Genomic DNA, 15,834 nt, shown 5'->3' with positions numbered 1-15,834 from the left:
GGAAAAAGTTGCAGACGTCGCCTAATGCCGACCAACGCAAAATGGCCATATCGTTAGATTTAGCAGGCAGAGAGGCTTCATGCGCTTAGCGACACTCCAGCAAAGAAAAAGCCATATTTTATACGATGCTGACAGCTTATGTGACACGCCAGAATCACACCAAATTCTGCCCGCCATTTTTACCCCTGAGTACTGGCGGGAACGAGCCCTGGTGACCGGAGAAGCTCCAGGCCGCGGCAGCAGTCTCTTTCTTCAACCAACGCCGGGGGCAAGCACGCAATGGGTATTACGCATCTATCACCGCGGCGGTCTCATCTCCAGGCTAAGCAAGTCTCGCTACATATGGACAGGCTGCGAGCGTACCCGCTCTTTTCGCGAAATCCGCTTGACGGCTGCGCTTTTTGCTAACGGTTTACCTGTCCCCCGCCCCATCGCCGCATGCGTCATCCGCCATGGGTTCACCTACGAGGCCGCCCTTATTACACAGCGCATACCCGGCGCCCGCACTTTGGCGGATTGTTTAAACGATACGCAAATACCAACAGACGTCTTAAGCACCATGCTCACAAACGTCGGGCGCATGATCCGCCGCTTTCACGATCATGGTTTAGACCATGTGGACCTCAATGCCCGCAATATTTTGATTGATCCACAGAGCAGCCCCTGGCTAATTGATTTAGATCGCTGCCGGTTACGCTCACCTGGGGCGTGGCAAAACGCAAATTTGAAAAGACTAGAAAGCTCTGCACAAAAGTTTAATCCAGGCATATCGACCACTCAGATTCTTCAAGGGTATCGCGCAACGTATTAGGGTCAGTCTTGTTCTGAGCACAAGGCCTGGAGGCCACCTCTTTCGGGCAACAATGCGTGACATACTTTATTAAGTGGATATGTAAAAACATGGAATCACCAGAAATTATCGTCATTAGCCTGGAACGAGCGACCGAAAGACGACAGTCAATTGAGAAGCAGTTTAGTGAATTGAAGCTGGCTTTCCGCTTTTTTGATGCGATCGATGGCAAGCCGGGGCACGAACTCTTTACCCATTATGACGCTGATAAAGCGAGGCGAATCGGCGAGATTCCTCTGACGCCAGGTCATCTTGGCTGCTATGCCAGTCATTTTATTGTCTGGCAGCATTGCGTCGATCTCGGGAAACCCATCATTGTTCTGGAAGATGACGCCATGATCTTTCCGGAGCCATTTTTGAATTTTGTGCAGCAGGCTTCCAGCCTCCCCCAGGAAATTGAATGCGTCAGACTGTTCAAGAATAAATCCCGAAATAAGCAAAGCTGGCAGGTTTTCGAGCAAAGCGGCCTGTCTATCGCAAAGTTTCTGCGAGGCCATAAGAGTGCGACGGGTTATTACCTCACTCCGTCTGCTGCGAAAAAATTTCTGAAATACGGGGAACGTTGGGCGGAACCTGTTGATATAGAGATGGACCAGTTCTGGGCAAATGGCGTGGAATGTTACGGCGTGCTTGATCCCTGTCTTACTCATAACCCTGAATTTGAGTCCGCCATAGATCTTGGTGTTGATACCTCTCAGGCGAGGCGTGGATTAGTACGTCTGCGCTGGCGTTGGTATCTTTTGAAAGGCAAGGTGACTCGAGAACTTCATAACCTCATGTTCAAAGCCAGAATGCAAACGTCTTCCAGGCCCAGCAAGACAAACCGATAGCTTTTTAAAGCTCTTTTTTAAATCTCTTTTTAAGCTCTTATAGGCGACTTGATTATCTGCAATCCGACGCTTTTGCGTTGAAAACCATGCTCCATTCAGATAGGTGGCTGCGCCATTAGCGCACAAAGCATGCTTCAACATTCGCTGATGTAACGCAGTGCTCGCGGGTGCCTTGTCGCCCACGGTTTGCAGCGCATGGTAAGCTTTCTTCCTTATCAACGACATTGCAGCAAAACGGAACCAGCATGAATATAAGCGTTTTTGGTACGGGATATGTCGGGCTTGTGGCGGGCGCTTGCCTGGCCGACGTTGGGCATCAGGTAATCTGCATGGATATCAACGCCGAGCGCATTGCCCGTTTGCAGGCCGGTGAAATCCCTATTTATGAACCGGGCCTGACCGCGCTGGTGACGCACAATGCCGATTCAGGCCGCCTGCGCTTTACGACCGATACCGCCACCGCCGTTAAAGAAAGTGAGCTGTTGTTTATTGCCGTGGGTACGCCACCGGATGAAGATGGCAGCGCAGATTTGCGTCACGTTCTGGCGGTTGCCCGAAGCATCGGCGAGCAAATGGATAACTACAAGCTGATCGTCGATAAATCAACCGTCCCGGTTGGTACCGCTGAAAAAGTCCAGGCGGCCATTGCCAATGCATTAAACGAGCGCGGTGTTACACTCGATTTTGATGTCTGCTCCAACCCTGAGTTCATGAAGGAAGGAGCGGCGATTGAAGATTTCACTCGCGGGGCACGTATTATCGTGGGCACCGACAGCCCCCACGTTGAAGCGCGCATGCGTGCCTGCTATGCCCCGTATAACCGTAACCACGACAAGCTGATGTTCATGAGCGTACGGGCAGCAGAAATGACCAAGTACGCCGCCAACGCCATGCTGGCTACCAAAATCAGCTTCATGAACGAAATCGCCAACCTAGCAGAACGCCTTAACGTCGATGTTGAAGAGGTTCGCCGGGGCATTGGCAGTGACCCACGTATCGGTTACCACTTTATTTACCCAGGGTGCGGTTATGGTGGGTCGTGTTTCCCCAAGGATGTGCAGGCACTCGAACGCACCGCCCGTGAGCACGGCTATCAGCCAGCTCTGCTAAATGCCGTCGAGCAGGTCAATTACCAGCAGAAGCGCACCCTGTTTGCCAAACTGCGCCACGTGCTCGGCGACCTGAACGGTAAAACCATCGCCCTATGGGGGCTGGCGTTTAAACCCAATACGGATGATATGCGCGAAGCGCCTAGCCGAGAGCTGATGGAAGCCCTTTGGGAATCAGGTGCCAAAGTGCAGGCGTTCGACCCGGAGGCCATGGCCGAATGCCGTCGTCTCTACGGTGATCGTGATGACCTGACACTCACGTTTGATCGAATCCAGGCCGTGAAAGGCGCCGATGCTTTGGTGATATGCACGGAGTGGAAAGAATTCCGTAGTGTCGACTTTACCTGGCTGGCGAATGAGCTGAGAGAAAAACTGGTGGTTGATGGTCGCAACCTTTACGACCTGGAAAGCGCGACGGCCGCCGACTTGCATTATGTGGGCGTGGGACGCAGCAATAGCGCCCTGCATGGTGGTTAATCACCCTTCAATACGCGGTTTTACCGCATTGCCATAAAAGGACCTCCATGCCACGTTTCAAGCTGCCCGCACTAGCCACCTGGATGCCGTTAGCCGTTCTCGGCCTGGGGCTGGGTTACGCTATCTCCGTTTTGACGCGACTGCCCTGGTGGTCGCTTCTGCCCTGTGCGGTGGTTTTCGTCTGGCTGGGACGGCGGATTGGCACGGGACAGGTTCCCTACCAGCGCTACCGTAAGGTCAGGCCATGGTCATTGCTGCCATTATGTCTTTGGGGAGTGTATGTCTATCTGGCCGCCAGTTTTGGTGATGTAGACATGGGTGCCGTATTTTTCCACCTTCAGGCGGGTATGGAAGATCATGGCGGATCAGGCCGTTTGATTGCTGCCGGGCTTTACACGTCATTCATGCTGGCGATGTTGATTTCGTTCACCTGGCTGGTACGCAATGACTGGCGTTGGCGACGCTCAGAACCCCTTATCGCCATCATATTACTGGTCAGCAACCCACTCCTCTATAGCATAGGACAACGCAGCGCCGTGGTCACCGCGGATGATCCCGGCTGGCTGGATCGGCGCTACGTAGCTCCTGATATCACGCCGCAGTCATCACCTCCCAATCTGTTGATCATATATCTCGAAAGCATCGAACGCACTTACAGCGACCCGCGCTTTGGTGATGCCTATGCCGACCTTACCCACCTTGGCAGACAAGGATTGGTCTTTGAAGGTATCGAGCAGATTGATAACACCGGTTGGACAATGGCAGGCATGATTGCCAGTCAATGTGGCAGCCCACTGATGCCCGCAGGCCTGTTGCATGATCGTCAGTTTGATCCCCTATCAACGGTGGTGCCGGGCGTCGATTGTCTGGGAGATCTTCTCCGCGAGCAGGGTTATCAATTAAGTTTTCTGGGCGGTGCCAGCACCGAATTTGCGGGTAAGGGGCTTTTCTATGAAGGGCATGGGTTTGAACATGTCAACGGCTTTCAAGCGCTCCAGTCACACCTGGAAGATCCTGAATATACCAATGACTGGGGGCTTTACGACGACACTCTGTATGATCTGACCATTGAAGAAATCGAGCGCCTGGATCGCGAAGCCGATGGTCCCTGGGGTGTCGTCAATCTGAGTATTACCGGGCATGCTCCCAACGGCTATCCGGCAAAGCGGTGCATTGACCGGCAAGGTGAATGGGACGGTGTTGATATTCTCTATTCAGTGGAATGTTCGGCCTGGCTGACGCGGGACATGATTGAGCGCCTGGAAGAGCGCGGCCTACTTGAAAATACCGTGGTGGCGATTCTCAGTGACCACCTCACCATGCGCGTCTCCGCGTGGGATGAACTGACGACCATGGAACGGGATAATACCTTTATCCTGCTGGGCAGTGACCATCCACCACAGCATATCAAGCGCAAGGCCTCGGCCATGGATATTTTCCCTACCCTGCTGGACGCCATGGGTTATACCCCACGGAATGCACGCGCCGGTTTGGGTGTTTCCCTGCTAAGCAATACGGAAACACTGCTTGAACGCTACAGCGCCGAGGAGATCAACGACCGCCTGCATGCCGAAAGCTTACTCCAGCAGCGACTATGGGAAGGGCTAGCACCGCCACAGCCGGTAACACCTGAAAACCTCCCGGTTAACGACTCACAAATCCTTGAAACGCCCAAAGACCTGCCAGACGAACTACCGATTACTCACTAAGTTTTCATGAATTCGACGACGCATCTTTCAGTGCGCGATACACCGTATTGACCTCCAGCGCGTTGAGGCAGTTAGTATGACTCAATGGGCATTGACGCTTGAAGCACGGCGAGCACTCCAGACCAAGATAATGAATGCGAGCGTTGACCGTTAGTGGCGGCGTACAAGCCGGTGATGAAGAGCCATAGATAGCATGTATCCGTGCCCCGACAGCAGCGGCAACATGCATCAATCCCGAATCATTGGTGACCACCTGATTGCAATCTGCCAACAGGTCAACGGCATCAGCCAAACTGGTTTTTCCACACAGGTTGTGCGTGTTTGGCAACCCTTGGGCGATCTCATCACCTGCATACTGATCCTTCGTATCACCGAAAATACGTACTTCGTAACCGTCATTCACCAGACATTCAGCAAGCTGATGAAAATACGCCAGCGGCCATTGTTTGGCGGGGCCGTATTCAGCGCCCGGCATAAAGCCAATGGCAGGCCGGGAAGAAAGCGCATGTGTAATACGCAAATTAACCAGGTTATCGCGGTCAATCATCAAGCGTGGGCGTGGAATGGCGAATTGCCCTGTGCTGGCCTCTTCTTCCGGTAGGCCCAGAGAGACAAAGCGTTTTACTGTCTGATTCAGCGCCTGTTTATCCAGCCTGCGACGCTCCTTCAGCAAGCCATAGCGCTGCTCACCCAGAAACCCGACACGCTCAGGAATACCTGCCAGAAACGGTACCAAGGCCGCTTTCCATGAAGGTGGTAATACTATGGCACGGTCGTAGCGCCCTTTCAGCTTTCGGGCAAGTTCCCGGCGTGTTTTTATGCCGAAGTTACGATCTTCCACACCCAGTGGTAGCACTTCATCGACTTCCGCCATGCGTGCCAGAATCGGCGATGACCAGGCCGGTGCTATCACCCCAAGCACCGCCTCCGGATAACGCTGCTTCAGAGTAATAAAAAGACTCTGTGCCATGACCATATCCCCCAACCGGGAGGGACCAATCACCAGCAAACGTTTAGCCGATTCGTTCATTCAGTCGCTCCATAACCCGTCTCATATTGCGCATATTGTTGCTTGATAGCCACTAGGTAGCTTTGCGCCTATAACCTGCCTGCTTGTGATTGTATACTTGACGCTCTGTGAATTCATGGCCAATGGTGCTTTTCCCGATGAGTGATTCAACCCCGAGTACGACACCCGATGTGTCGACCTTTCAAGGACTAATCCTTGCGCTGCAGCAATACTGGGCAGAGCAAGGTTGCGTTGTACTTCAGCCACTGGATATGGAAGTTGGCGCCGGGACGTTTCATCCGGCCACTTTCCTGCGCTCCATTGGTCCTGAAACCTGGAATGCGGCCTATGTTCAGCCGTCGCGTCGCCCAACAGATGGCCGTTACGGAGAGAACCCTAACCGCCTGCAGCATTACTACCAGTTTCAGGTGGTAATGAAGCCGTCACCCGCCAACTTTCAGGAGCTTTATCTAGGCTCATTGAAGCGCCTCGGGCTTGACCCACTGGTACACGATATCCGCTTTGTTGAAGACAACTGGGAATCCCCTACCCTGGGTGCCTGGGGGCTGGGCTGGGAAATCTGGTTGAATGGCATGGAAGTTACCCAGTTCACCTACTTTCAGCAGGCAGGTGGTATCGAGTGTTATCCGGTGACCGGCGAGCTTACCTACGGTATTGAGCGGATCGCCATGTACCTGCAGGACGTTGATAGTGTCTATGATCTGGTATGGACCATTGCGCCCGATGGCAGCAAGGTGACCTACGGCGATGTTTACCTACAGAATGAGCGTGAGCAATCGACCTACAATTTCGAACACGCCGATGTCGAACAACTTTTCAAAGCGTTTGATCACCAGGAAAAAGAGTGCACCAAACTGCTGGATGCAAAGTTACCCCTGCCCGCTTACGAGCAGGTACTGAAGGCGTCTCATACCTTCAACCTGCTGGATGCCCGCCACGCTATCTCGGTCACCGAACGTCAACGCTTTATTCTGCGGGTACGTACCATGGCCCGCGATGTTGCCCACTCTTATTACGACTCCCGTAAAGCCGAAGGTTTCCCCATGGCACCCGAGGCTTTACGGCGTGAACTCTTGGCCGATCAGGGAGACGCATAATGGCTGTTAATACGCTTCTATTGGAACTCGGCGCAGAAGAGCTTCCCCCCGCGGCCCTCGATGCCCTGTCTGATGCCTTTGCCAATGGTATTCAGCAGGGGTTGCAGGAAGCTGATGTAGCCTTCAAGGCTGTGCGTGCTTTTGCAACACCTCGGCGGCTCGCCGTACAGGTTATCGAACTGGCTGACAAACAGCCTGATCGCAACGTAGAACGGCGTGGCCCTGCCCTGGCTGCCGCCTTCAAGGATGGTCAGCCCACCAAGGCAGCAGAAGGCTTCGCACGCTCTTGCGGCGTTAGCGTAGATCAACTGATTCATCTGGAAACTGACAAAGGCACCTGGCTGGGCTACCACGAGCAACAGACGGGTGAGTCCATTCAAACGCTATTGCCAGGCATTTTGCGCAAAGCCATTGCCAGCCTGCCAGTGCCAAAAAACATGCGCTGGGGCGCTTCGCGCATTGAGTTTTCACGCCCGGTTCACTGGCTGGTGGCGCTATATGGCAACGATGTTATTGCTTCTGAAGTGCTTGGCCTGGAGGCCAGCCGCACCACCTTTGGCCATCGTTTTCATGCACCGGATGCCATTCAGCTCACCCATGCCGACGATTACCTGGAAGCGCTGGAGAATGCCTATGTTCTTGCCGACCGTGAGCGTCGTCGTGAACGTATTCGTGAGCAGGTATTGGCTGAGGCGGAAGTTCAGGACGCTACGGCCGTGATTGATGAGTCACTGCTGGCTGAAGTCAGTGGCCTGGTGGAGTGGCCTGTTGCCTTAACGGGTAGCTTTGATGAGCGTTTTCTGGAAGTTCCGGCGGAGTGCCTGATTTCTTCCATGAAAGCCAACCAGAAATATTTTCACCTGGTGGATGAAAATGGCCAGCTCAAACCGCTTTTCATTACGGTTTCCAATATCGAAAGCCAAGACCCTGATCAGGTAATTCAAGGCAACGAGAAAGTCATTCGCCCGCGCCTGGCAGATGCAGCCTTCTTCTATGAGACAGACCGCAAACGCACTCTGGCCAGCCGCATTCCCATGCTGGAAAGCGTGGTTTTCCAGCAGAAGCTTGGCACCCTGGCAGACAAAGCACGCCGCACCACCGCCATTGGCACGCTGATTGCCAATCAGATCGGGGGTAATCCGGAATTTGCCCAGCGTGCCGCGCAGCTGGCCAAGTGCGATCTGGTAACGGAAATGGTGCTCGAATTTCCCGAGCTTCAGGGCATCATGGGCCGCTACTATGCTGAACAGGATGGCGAACCCGATGACGTCGCCACAGCGCTGGAAGAACAGTACCTGCCTCGCTTCGCGGCCGATGACATTCCGCATACCTCAACAGGTAAGGCGCTGGCACTTGCTGACCGCCTTGACACCCTGGTAGGGATTTTTGGTATTGGCCAACGCCCAACCGGTGCAAAAGACCCCTTTGCACTGCGTCGCGCCTCCATTGGCATACTCAACATCCTGATCAAGGGTGAGCTGAACCTGGATCTACGTGAGCTATTGGCATATGCCGTAGACCAGCACAGTGGCCTCCCCCAGACAGAGGGGCTAGTAGACGACGTCCTGACCTATATACTGGATCGTTTCCGCGCCTGGGGGCAGGAAGAAGGCATCAGCGCTGAAATGTATCTGGCGGTACGTTCTCGCCCTGTTACCAAGCCACTGGACTTTGCTCGTCGTCTACGTGCCGTTAAAGCTTTTGCCCAACGTGAAGAAGCAACCGCACTGGCGTCAGCCAATAAGCGTGTTTCCAACATATTAAGCAAACAGGCGCATGATGGCAGCACCCAGGTAGATGCCAGCCTGCTGAGTGAAGACGCTGAAAAAACGCTCTTTAGCGGCATTTCCAACTGTCGTGAAAGTGTCACGCCATTTTTTGCAGACGGCCACTACATGGAAGCTCTGGACACGCTGGCAACCTTGCGTCAGCCTGTTGATGACTTCTTTGATCAGGTCATGGTTATGGCTGACGACAAGGCTATTCGCCATAACCGTCTGGCGTTGCTGGCCAGCCTACAAGCGCTGTTCCTTGAGGTAGCTGACATTTCCGAACTTCCTCAGTGATATTTATTTCGTAACAGCAGGCTTGCTGTAGAACCAAGCAATCTTAAAACCCGGCACCGCCGGGTTTTTTTAGTATTTCGCTCACAGATGTTTCACGTGAAACACCAGGGCCTGTTGATGTTCTATACATGATCGAGCTTAAACGTCAGCTCAGCATCCATTGTGTGACATGATTGATATATTGATTAAAAAGCCCCGCTGGGCCAATGGCTCAGCGGGGCTTTTAAGGTCTAGCGAATAACGTTACTTATCTAGAGACAACAAGATGTTTCACGTGAAACATTAGGTCTCCGATGGCTCCAATGCCCTGAGTTATATATCAAGATTCGCCACCAGCGCATTGGTTTCGATGAAGTCACGACGCGGTTCAACGTCATCACCCATCAAGGTGTTGAACATCATATCAGCAGCAACCGCATCTTCGATGGTCACGCGCAGCATGCGGCGGCTATCGGGGTCCATAGTGGTTTCCCACAGCTGGTCAGGGTTCATTTCACCCAGCCCTTTGTAACGCTGCACAGAAAGCCCTCTCTGCCCTTCCTGCATCAACCAGGCCAACACATCAGCAAACTGTTTAACCGGTCTCTGGCGTTCTCCACGGGCGATATAAGCACCCTCTTCCAAAAGACCATTGAGTGTATCACCCAATGCGGTAATGGCGCGGTAATCAGCACTCTCGAAAAAGTCGAGCCCCCAGGTATAATCGGTGGTGACACCATGAGCCAACAGCGACACAGTCGGTAGATATAAACCACGCTCAGTATCTTCCTGAAGATGGAAATGATAGCGAGGGCCACCTTCATAAGCCACCTGATCATCCATGGCTTTCTGCAACTCAGCAATCCAGTTCTGCATGGTCACATTATCTTTCAGGCTTTCCTCACCAAGCAGCGCCGAGGCATGAACAATCTGCTTGAGCACTTCAATTGGATAAACCCGTGAAAGACGGTCAATACGCTTCATTACCCCACGGTACTGCGTCACCAGCGCCTCGAGCTGAGAGCCGGAAATACCAGGCGCATCGGCATTTACATAAAGACGCGCTCCATCCAGCGCCGTGGTCGTCAGATAATCTACCATGGCCTGTTCGTCTTTCAGGTAGAGCTCCTGCTTACCGCGTTTGATTTTATAAAGCGGGGGCTGAGCGATAAACACATGGCCACGCTCGATCAGTTCTGGCATTTGACGGAAGAAAAACGTCAGAAGTAACGTACGGATGTGCGAGCCATCTACATCCGCATCCGTCATAATGATGATGGAGTGATAGCGAAGCTTATCAGGATTGAATTCTTCACGACCGATACCGCAACCCAGCGCCGTAATCAGCGTACCGACTTCAGCAGATGAAAGCATCTTATCAAAGCGGGCTTTTTCGACGTTGAGGATTTTACCTTTCAGCGGCAGTATCGCCTGAGTACGACGATCACGCCCCTGCTTAGCACTTCCCCCGGCTGAGTCACCCTCCACCAGATAAAGCTCCGAAAAGCTGGGATCCTTTTCCTGGCAGTCAGCCAGCTTACCCGGCAGGCCCGCAATATCCAGCGCCCCTTTCCGTCGCGTCATATCACGTGCTTTGCGTGCGGCTTCACGTGCCCGCGCAGCGTCCAGCATCTTGTTGACGATCGACTTGGCTTCGTTGGGCTTTTCAATCAGATATTCCGAAAACAGGCGGCCCATTTCCTGCTCTACAGCAGTTTTCACTTCGCTGGAAACCAGCTTTTCCTTGGTTTGCGATGAGAACTTGGGATCAGGCACTTTAACGGAAATAATCGCCGTCAGCCCTTCCCTGGCATCATCGCCAGACGTATTAACCTTGGATTTCTTCAGCAACCCTTCCGCTTCAATATAATGATTCAATGTCCGTGTGAGGGCTGCACGGAAACCTGCCAGGTGCGTCCCACCGTCACGCTGCGGAATGTTATTGGTATAGCAGAAGATATTTTCCGTAAACGTGTCGCTCCACTGCATCGCCACTTCCACTTCAACGCCATCTTCCCGCACGGCATTGAAATGAAAAACAGGGTTCATCACAGTTTTTTTGCTATTCAGGTGATCGACAAAGGCCTTAAGACCACCTTCATAGTGGAAGAGCTCTTCCTTACCACTGCGCTCATCCATCAGGCGAATGGCAACACCTGAATTCAAAAAGGACAATTCACGCAGTCGTTTGGCAAGAATATCGTAGTGAAATTCAATGTTCGCAAAGGTTTCTGTCGAGGGCTGAAAATGTACCTTGGTACCACTTTTCTCGGTTTTACCCACAACAGAAAGCGGTGCCTGAGGAACACCGTGCTGATAAATCTGTTCAAAGACCTCGCCCTGACGCCAGATTGTCAAGCGCAGCTCTGATGATAATGCATTTACTACAGACACACCGACACCGTGCAAACCGCCGGACACCTTGTAGGAATTATCATCAAACTTACCACCGGCGTGAAGTACCGTCATGATAACTTCGGCTGCCGAAACGCCTTCTTCTTCATGAAGCTCTGTCGGCACGCCACGACCATTATCGCTGACGCTAACAGATTCATCCGGATGGATGATAACGCGAATTTCGCTACAATGGCCCGCTAACGCTTCGTCAATGGAGTTATCCACCAACTCGAACACCATATGATGTAGCCCCGTGCCATCATCTGTGTCGCCTATATACATCCCTGGACGCTTGCGAACTGCATCCAGCCCCTTGAGCACTTTGATACTTGATGAATCGTAAGCCTGCTCGCTCATTGACCACTCCATCGTGAAGTCTGTCGTGTCCGTATCGCCTACCCGCCCGGTACCGATTCATGCTTAATATTGCACTACACTTGCAAAGCTCACTGCTCAGTTAGATTTAACTGGCTCAGTGGTTGCTTTCCCCCATCCTGTTCAATATGTTTCACGTGAAACATCTTTACTTCAGTACCGGAAAGCCATCGACTCTGTAAGGCGGTTGGTTCGACGCTCGTTATAAATGTTTGACACTGCATGGTTTCGAGAAGATCACAAAACCGCTGCCGATGTTGCTCATCAAGCTCAGCGGGCAAGTCATCAATCAGATACACACAATGCCTATTAACCGTACTTTCCAGAAATCGGCCCTGCGCTAACTTGAGCGCACTCACCACCAATTTCTGCTGACCTCTGGAAAGCACCTCAACAGCTGGTTGCTTATTGACTTTAATTCTCAGATCGGCACGTTGCGGACCTTGTTGGGTAAACCCCATTTGTTCGTCAGTTGAACGATTGCCCATCAATACTTCAGAGAGTGAACGATTTTTATCCCAGCCGCGAGCATAGTGAAGCGTCAATCCTTGCAGGGGTAAAAGCGAGGCAAGCGTATCTTCAAACACTGGCAAAAACTCGCTAAACCACTCTCGGCGCTGCTGATCAATACTTTCACCACTGGCGGCTAACTCCTGCTCCCAGACATCAATCTCAGCTGCCGTTATTCTACCACGCCTAAGGAGGGCATTCCGATGTTTCAGCGCGCGCCGTGCTCGCTTCCAAACACTGAAAAACTCATGTTTCACGTGAAACACTCCCCAATCCAGAAACTCTCTTCGACCTGAAGGTGAGCCTTCCAATAGACGGAATGCATCCGGGTTAATCAGTTGTAACGGCATTAATTCGGCAAGTTCAACCAGTCGAACCTGTTTATGACCTTTAACACGCAGCTCAAGCTCACGCTGATCCCGCAAACGGCGAACCCCCAGCGTCGTAGCAGATTCATCCGCCAATCTGGCAAAAAGCGTCATTTCAGCAACGCCATGCTGAATCGCATTTTTCAGTTGACGAGTACGAAAAGAACGGCCCAGGCCAAGGATATGAATTCCTTCAAGAATACTGGTTTTACCGCTGCCGTTAGCACCACTGATGATATTGATTCGGCTGGAGGGAGAAACGCTAATAGGCTTCAGGTTACGTATCCCATGGAAGTTGAGCTGCTGAATGCTCATTGGACACCTGTTCCCATCAACGTTTTGTTGGCAGGTATAAATACGCAGGCGGCAGCCGCTAAGTAAAAACGGCGCCGCCTAATTAAAATTAACCAAGACAACATTAAATCAATCACGCCGAGCCGTTACAGGCGCATCGGCATAACAACGTAGAGGGCGTCACCACCACCAGGCTCTTCCATCAAGGCACTGCTGTTGGAATCGGCAAGCGTCATCTGCATACGGTCTTCGTCAAGCACGGATAATACATCCACGAGATACCCGACGTTAAAGCCAATTTCCATCGCTGCGCCATTATACTCGACAGCGATATTTTCCTCGGCTTCTTCCTGCTCAGGGTTGTTCGCCATCACTTTCAGATTACCGGGCTCTAAATAAAGTCTGACACCACGGTACTTTTCATTTGAGAGAATAGCAGTGCGTGACAGCATCTGACGCAGGTCGGCGCGCTCAGCTATTAGTACCTTATCACCGTTACGTGGCACGACTCTTTCATAGTCGGGGAACTTGCCGTCGATCAGTTTGGAAGTGAAGGTGAAGTCACCGGTGTGTGCACGCACATGGGTCGACCCCAGCGTCAAACTAACCGGCTCGTCGCTATCGTCCAGCAACCGCGAAAGCTCCAGAATACCCTTGCGCGGCACAATCAGCTTTTGCGACTGCTCAACCACCACTTCAACGGGCCGGGAGCACATGGCCAGACGGTGTCCATCGGTCGCAACCGCACGCAGCAGGTTAGTCTGAATTTCCAGCAAGAGGCCATTCAGGTAATAGCGGACGTCCTGTTGAGCCATGGCAAAGGCCGTTGATTCTATCAGGTGTTTCAGCGTGCCGCGTGGAACACTGAACTCCTGACTGCTATCAGCTTCTTCAATATTAGGAAACTCGGCAGCAGGAAGTGTAGAAAGTGTAAAGCGTGAACGACCACTACGTAATACCGCACGGCCTTCCTCTACCGCTAGCTGGATCTCTGACTGTTCCGGTAGCGATTTACAGATATCCATCAGTTTGCGAGCTGGAACCGTTGCAGAACCTTCCTGCTCAACTGCACTGGCTACCGTGCGCCCGATAAGCTCAACTTCAAGATCGGTCCCTGTCAGGGCCACCTGATCGCCTTCAATTTCAATCAGTACATTTGAAAGTACCGGTAATGTTTGCCGACGCTCAACCACACCGGCAACCAATGTCAGCGGACGCAGCAACGCCTCTCGGGAAATGGAAAATTTCATCAACGCTCCAGATTAGTCGGTGGTTAGCTGGTCAACAGACGCAACAAGTTTTTATAGTCCTCACGGATATCCGCGTTCTCTTCCTGCAGGGTTTTCACCTTGCGACAGGCGTGTAGCACCGTGGTGTGGTCACGCCCTCCAAATGCATCACCAATTTCAGGCAAGCTGTGGTTGGTCAGCTCTTTGGCGAGGGCCATCGCTACCTGACGCGGCCTCGCGACAGAGCGCGAGCGTCTTTTGGACAACAAATCGGCCACTTTAATTTTGTAATATTCTGCCACTGTCCGCTGGATATTATCCACACCCACCTGCTTGTCCTGCAGCGCGAGCAGATCCTTCAGAGATTCGCGAATAAAGTCCTGGGTGATGGGCTTGCCCATGAAGTGGGAGTCGGCGATCACTTTTTTCAGTGCGCCTTCGAGTTCGCGCACATTCGAGCGGATTTTCTGGGCAATAAAGAACGCAGCGTCATGGGGCAAATCGACTTTCGACTGATCGGCCTTTTTCATCAGAATAGCCACACGGGTCTCCAGTTCAGGCGGCTCGATGGCAACCGTAAGACCCCAGCCGAAACGCGACTTGAGACGCTCTTCTACACCGCTGATTTCTTTCGGGTAGCGATCAGAGGTGAGAATCATCTGCTGGCCGCCTTCCAGCAAGGCGTTGAAAGTATGGAAAAACTCTTCCTGAGAGCGCTCCTTGCCGGCAAAGAACTGAATATCATCAATCAGTAGGGCATCAACACTGCGATAGAAACGCTTGAAATCATTGATCGCATTCAGCTGAAGGGCTTTTACCATGTCGGCCACAAAACGTTCCGAATGTAGGTAAACGACCCGCGCATTCTCTCGCCGCTCGGCCAGTGCATTGCCTACCGCATGCATCAGGTGGGTTTTACCCAAACCTACGCCACCGTAAAGAAACAGTGGGTTATACGCGCCGCCCGGGTTTTCTGAGACCTGCCGGGAAGCCGCTCGCGCCAATTGGTTAGATTTACCTTCCACAAAGGTTTCAAAGGTGAAATTCGGGTTAAGGCCGCTATTATGTTTCAAGCTACCTTCGACCTGCACCTGGCGCTCGCCCGGCCGCTTGGCGGCAGACTCCTCACGCAGCTGATCAATTTCACGCTCGTCATTCATATGGCTACGCCGTGACGGCGTACTGACAGCAGGCGATGACGGTCTGGCAGGTGAAGCAGAAACAGGTGTCCCCAGCTCCCGCGTTTGCGGCGCAGCCGAAGCCACTCGGCGACTGCCAACGGTCAGGCTTACCTTAGGTGGTTTTGCAGGCGCCAGTTCTCTCACCAATTCGCTGATTCGTTTGGCATATTTGTCATTTACCCAATCACGCACAAAACGGTTAGGCGCCAGAAGACACAGCTCATTGGACTCGCCTTCTTCAGCCTGAAGTGGGCGTATCCAAGTATTGAACTGCTGCGAATTCAGCTCGTCCTGCAAATAATCGAGACATTGCTGCCAAAGCGCGAGAGACAC

At 52.6% G+C, this 15,834-nt stretch carries 11 protein-coding genes; 6 read left to right on the top strand and 5 right to left on the bottom strand.

What is annotated here, in order from left to right:
- The first annotated feature begins 79 nt into the window (after positions 1-79).
- From ACU6TU_RS00055 to ACU6TU_RS00040, 4 genes are all read left to right on the top strand, one after another.
- Positions 80-811 carry a 3-deoxy-D-manno-octulosonic acid kinase gene (locus tag ACU6TU_RS00055; protein ID WP_447142572.1) on the top strand — a complete coding sequence of 244 codons (732 nt, stop codon included), beginning with the start codon at positions 80-82 and terminating at the stop codon, positions 809-811.
- A gap of 89 nt (positions 812-900) precedes the next feature.
- Complete coding sequence (locus ACU6TU_RS00050; protein WP_447142571.1) at positions 901-1,680, top strand: glycosyltransferase family 25 protein; 780 nt, start codon at positions 901-903, stop codon at positions 1,678-1,680.
- 245 nt (positions 1,681-1,925) lie between these two features.
- Entirely contained in the window at positions 1,926-3,266 is a 1,341-nt protein-coding gene (locus ACU6TU_RS00045; protein ID WP_447142570.1) for a UDP-glucose dehydrogenase family protein, read from the top strand.
- 47 nt (positions 3,267-3,313) lie between these two features.
- Positions 3,314-4,975 (top strand): sulfatase-like hydrolase/transferase, encoded by a 1,662-nt coding sequence (locus tag ACU6TU_RS00040; protein ID WP_447142569.1) that lies wholly within the window; start codon positions 3,314-3,316, stop codon positions 4,973-4,975.
- Between the two features lie 4 nt (positions 4,976-4,979).
- Here the strand turns inward: ACU6TU_RS00040 and waaF are convergent, their stop codons facing one another.
- On the bottom strand, positions 4,980-6,005 hold the full coding sequence (waaF, locus tag ACU6TU_RS00035; RefSeq protein ID WP_447142568.1) for a lipopolysaccharide heptosyltransferase II: 1,026 nt from the start codon (positions 6,003-6,005) through the stop codon (positions 4,980-4,982).
- Positions 6,006-6,142: 137 nt separating this feature from the next.
- Between waaF and glyQ the strand changes: the two genes are divergently transcribed.
- Together glyQ and glyS are read left to right on the top strand one after the other, a co-directional pair.
- Positions 6,143-7,102 (top strand): glycine--tRNA ligase subunit alpha, encoded by a 960-nt coding sequence (glyQ, locus tag ACU6TU_RS00030; protein ID WP_447142567.1) that lies wholly within the window; start codon positions 6,143-6,145, stop codon positions 7,100-7,102.
- Complete coding sequence (gene glyS, locus ACU6TU_RS00025; protein WP_447142566.1) at positions 7,102-9,168, top strand: glycine--tRNA ligase subunit beta; 2,067 nt, start codon at positions 7,102-7,104, stop codon at positions 9,166-9,168. Before glyQ ends, glyS begins: the two co-directional genes overlap by 1 nt.
- Positions 9,169-9,480: 312 nt before the next feature.
- Here glyS and gyrB read toward each other — a convergent pair whose 3' ends face one another.
- The 4 genes from gyrB to dnaA form a co-directional block, all read right to left on the bottom strand.
- Positions 9,481-11,901, bottom strand: coding sequence for a DNA topoisomerase (ATP-hydrolyzing) subunit B (gene gyrB, locus ACU6TU_RS00020; protein ID WP_447142565.1), 2,421 nt, complete (start codon positions 11,899-11,901; stop codon positions 9,481-9,483).
- 89 nt (positions 11,902-11,990) lie between these two features.
- Positions 11,991-13,112, bottom strand: coding sequence for a DNA replication/repair protein RecF (gene recF / locus ACU6TU_RS00015; protein ID WP_447142564.1), 1,122 nt, complete (start codon positions 13,110-13,112; stop codon positions 11,991-11,993).
- A 125-nt stretch (positions 13,113-13,237) separates the two neighbouring features.
- On the bottom strand, positions 13,238-14,341 hold the full coding sequence (gene dnaN, locus ACU6TU_RS00010; protein ID WP_447142563.1) for a DNA polymerase III subunit beta: 1,104 nt from the start codon (positions 14,339-14,341) through the stop codon (positions 13,238-13,240).
- 23 nt (positions 14,342-14,364) lie between these two features.
- Complete coding sequence (gene dnaA, locus ACU6TU_RS00005) at positions 14,365-15,834, bottom strand: chromosomal replication initiator protein DnaA (RefSeq protein ID WP_447142562.1); 1,470 nt, start codon at positions 15,832-15,834, stop codon at positions 14,365-14,367.

The sequence above is a fragment of the Halomonas sp. LS-001 genome, assembly GCF_052983955.1.
This window is presented reverse-complemented; position numbering and strand designations above follow the sequence as displayed.

Excerpts from the sequence above, each read along its gene's own strand:
- ACU6TU_RS00055 (WP_447142572.1), top strand. The coding sequence starts at position 80 with ATGCGCTTAGCGACACTCCAGCAAAGAAAAAGCCATATTTTATACGAT.
- ACU6TU_RS00050 (WP_447142571.1), top strand. The coding sequence starts at position 901 with ATGGAATCACCAGAAATTATCGTCATTAGCCTGGAACGAGCGACCGAA.
- ACU6TU_RS00045 (WP_447142570.1), top strand. The coding sequence starts at position 1,926 with ATGAATATAAGCGTTTTTGGTACGGGATATGTCGGGCTTGTGGCGGGC.
- ACU6TU_RS00040 (WP_447142569.1), top strand. The coding sequence starts at position 3,314 with ATGCCACGTTTCAAGCTGCCCGCACTAGCCACCTGGATGCCGTTAGCC.
- waaF (WP_447142568.1), bottom strand. The coding sequence starts at position 6,005 with ATGAACGAATCGGCTAAACGTTTGCTGGTGATTGGTCCCTCCCGGTTG.
- glyQ (WP_447142567.1), top strand. The coding sequence starts at position 6,143 with ATGAGTGATTCAACCCCGAGTACGACACCCGATGTGTCGACCTTTCAA.
- glyS (WP_447142566.1), top strand. The coding sequence starts at position 7,102 with ATGGCTGTTAATACGCTTCTATTGGAACTCGGCGCAGAAGAGCTTCCC.
- gyrB (WP_447142565.1), bottom strand. The coding sequence starts at position 11,901 with ATGAGCGAGCAGGCTTACGATTCATCAAGTATCAAAGTGCTCAAGGGG.
- recF (WP_447142564.1), bottom strand. The coding sequence starts at position 13,112 with ATGAGCATTCAGCAGCTCAACTTCCATGGGATACGTAACCTGAAGCCT.
- dnaN (WP_447142563.1), bottom strand. The coding sequence starts at position 14,341 with ATGAAATTTTCCATTTCCCGAGAGGCGTTGCTGCGTCCGCTGACATTG.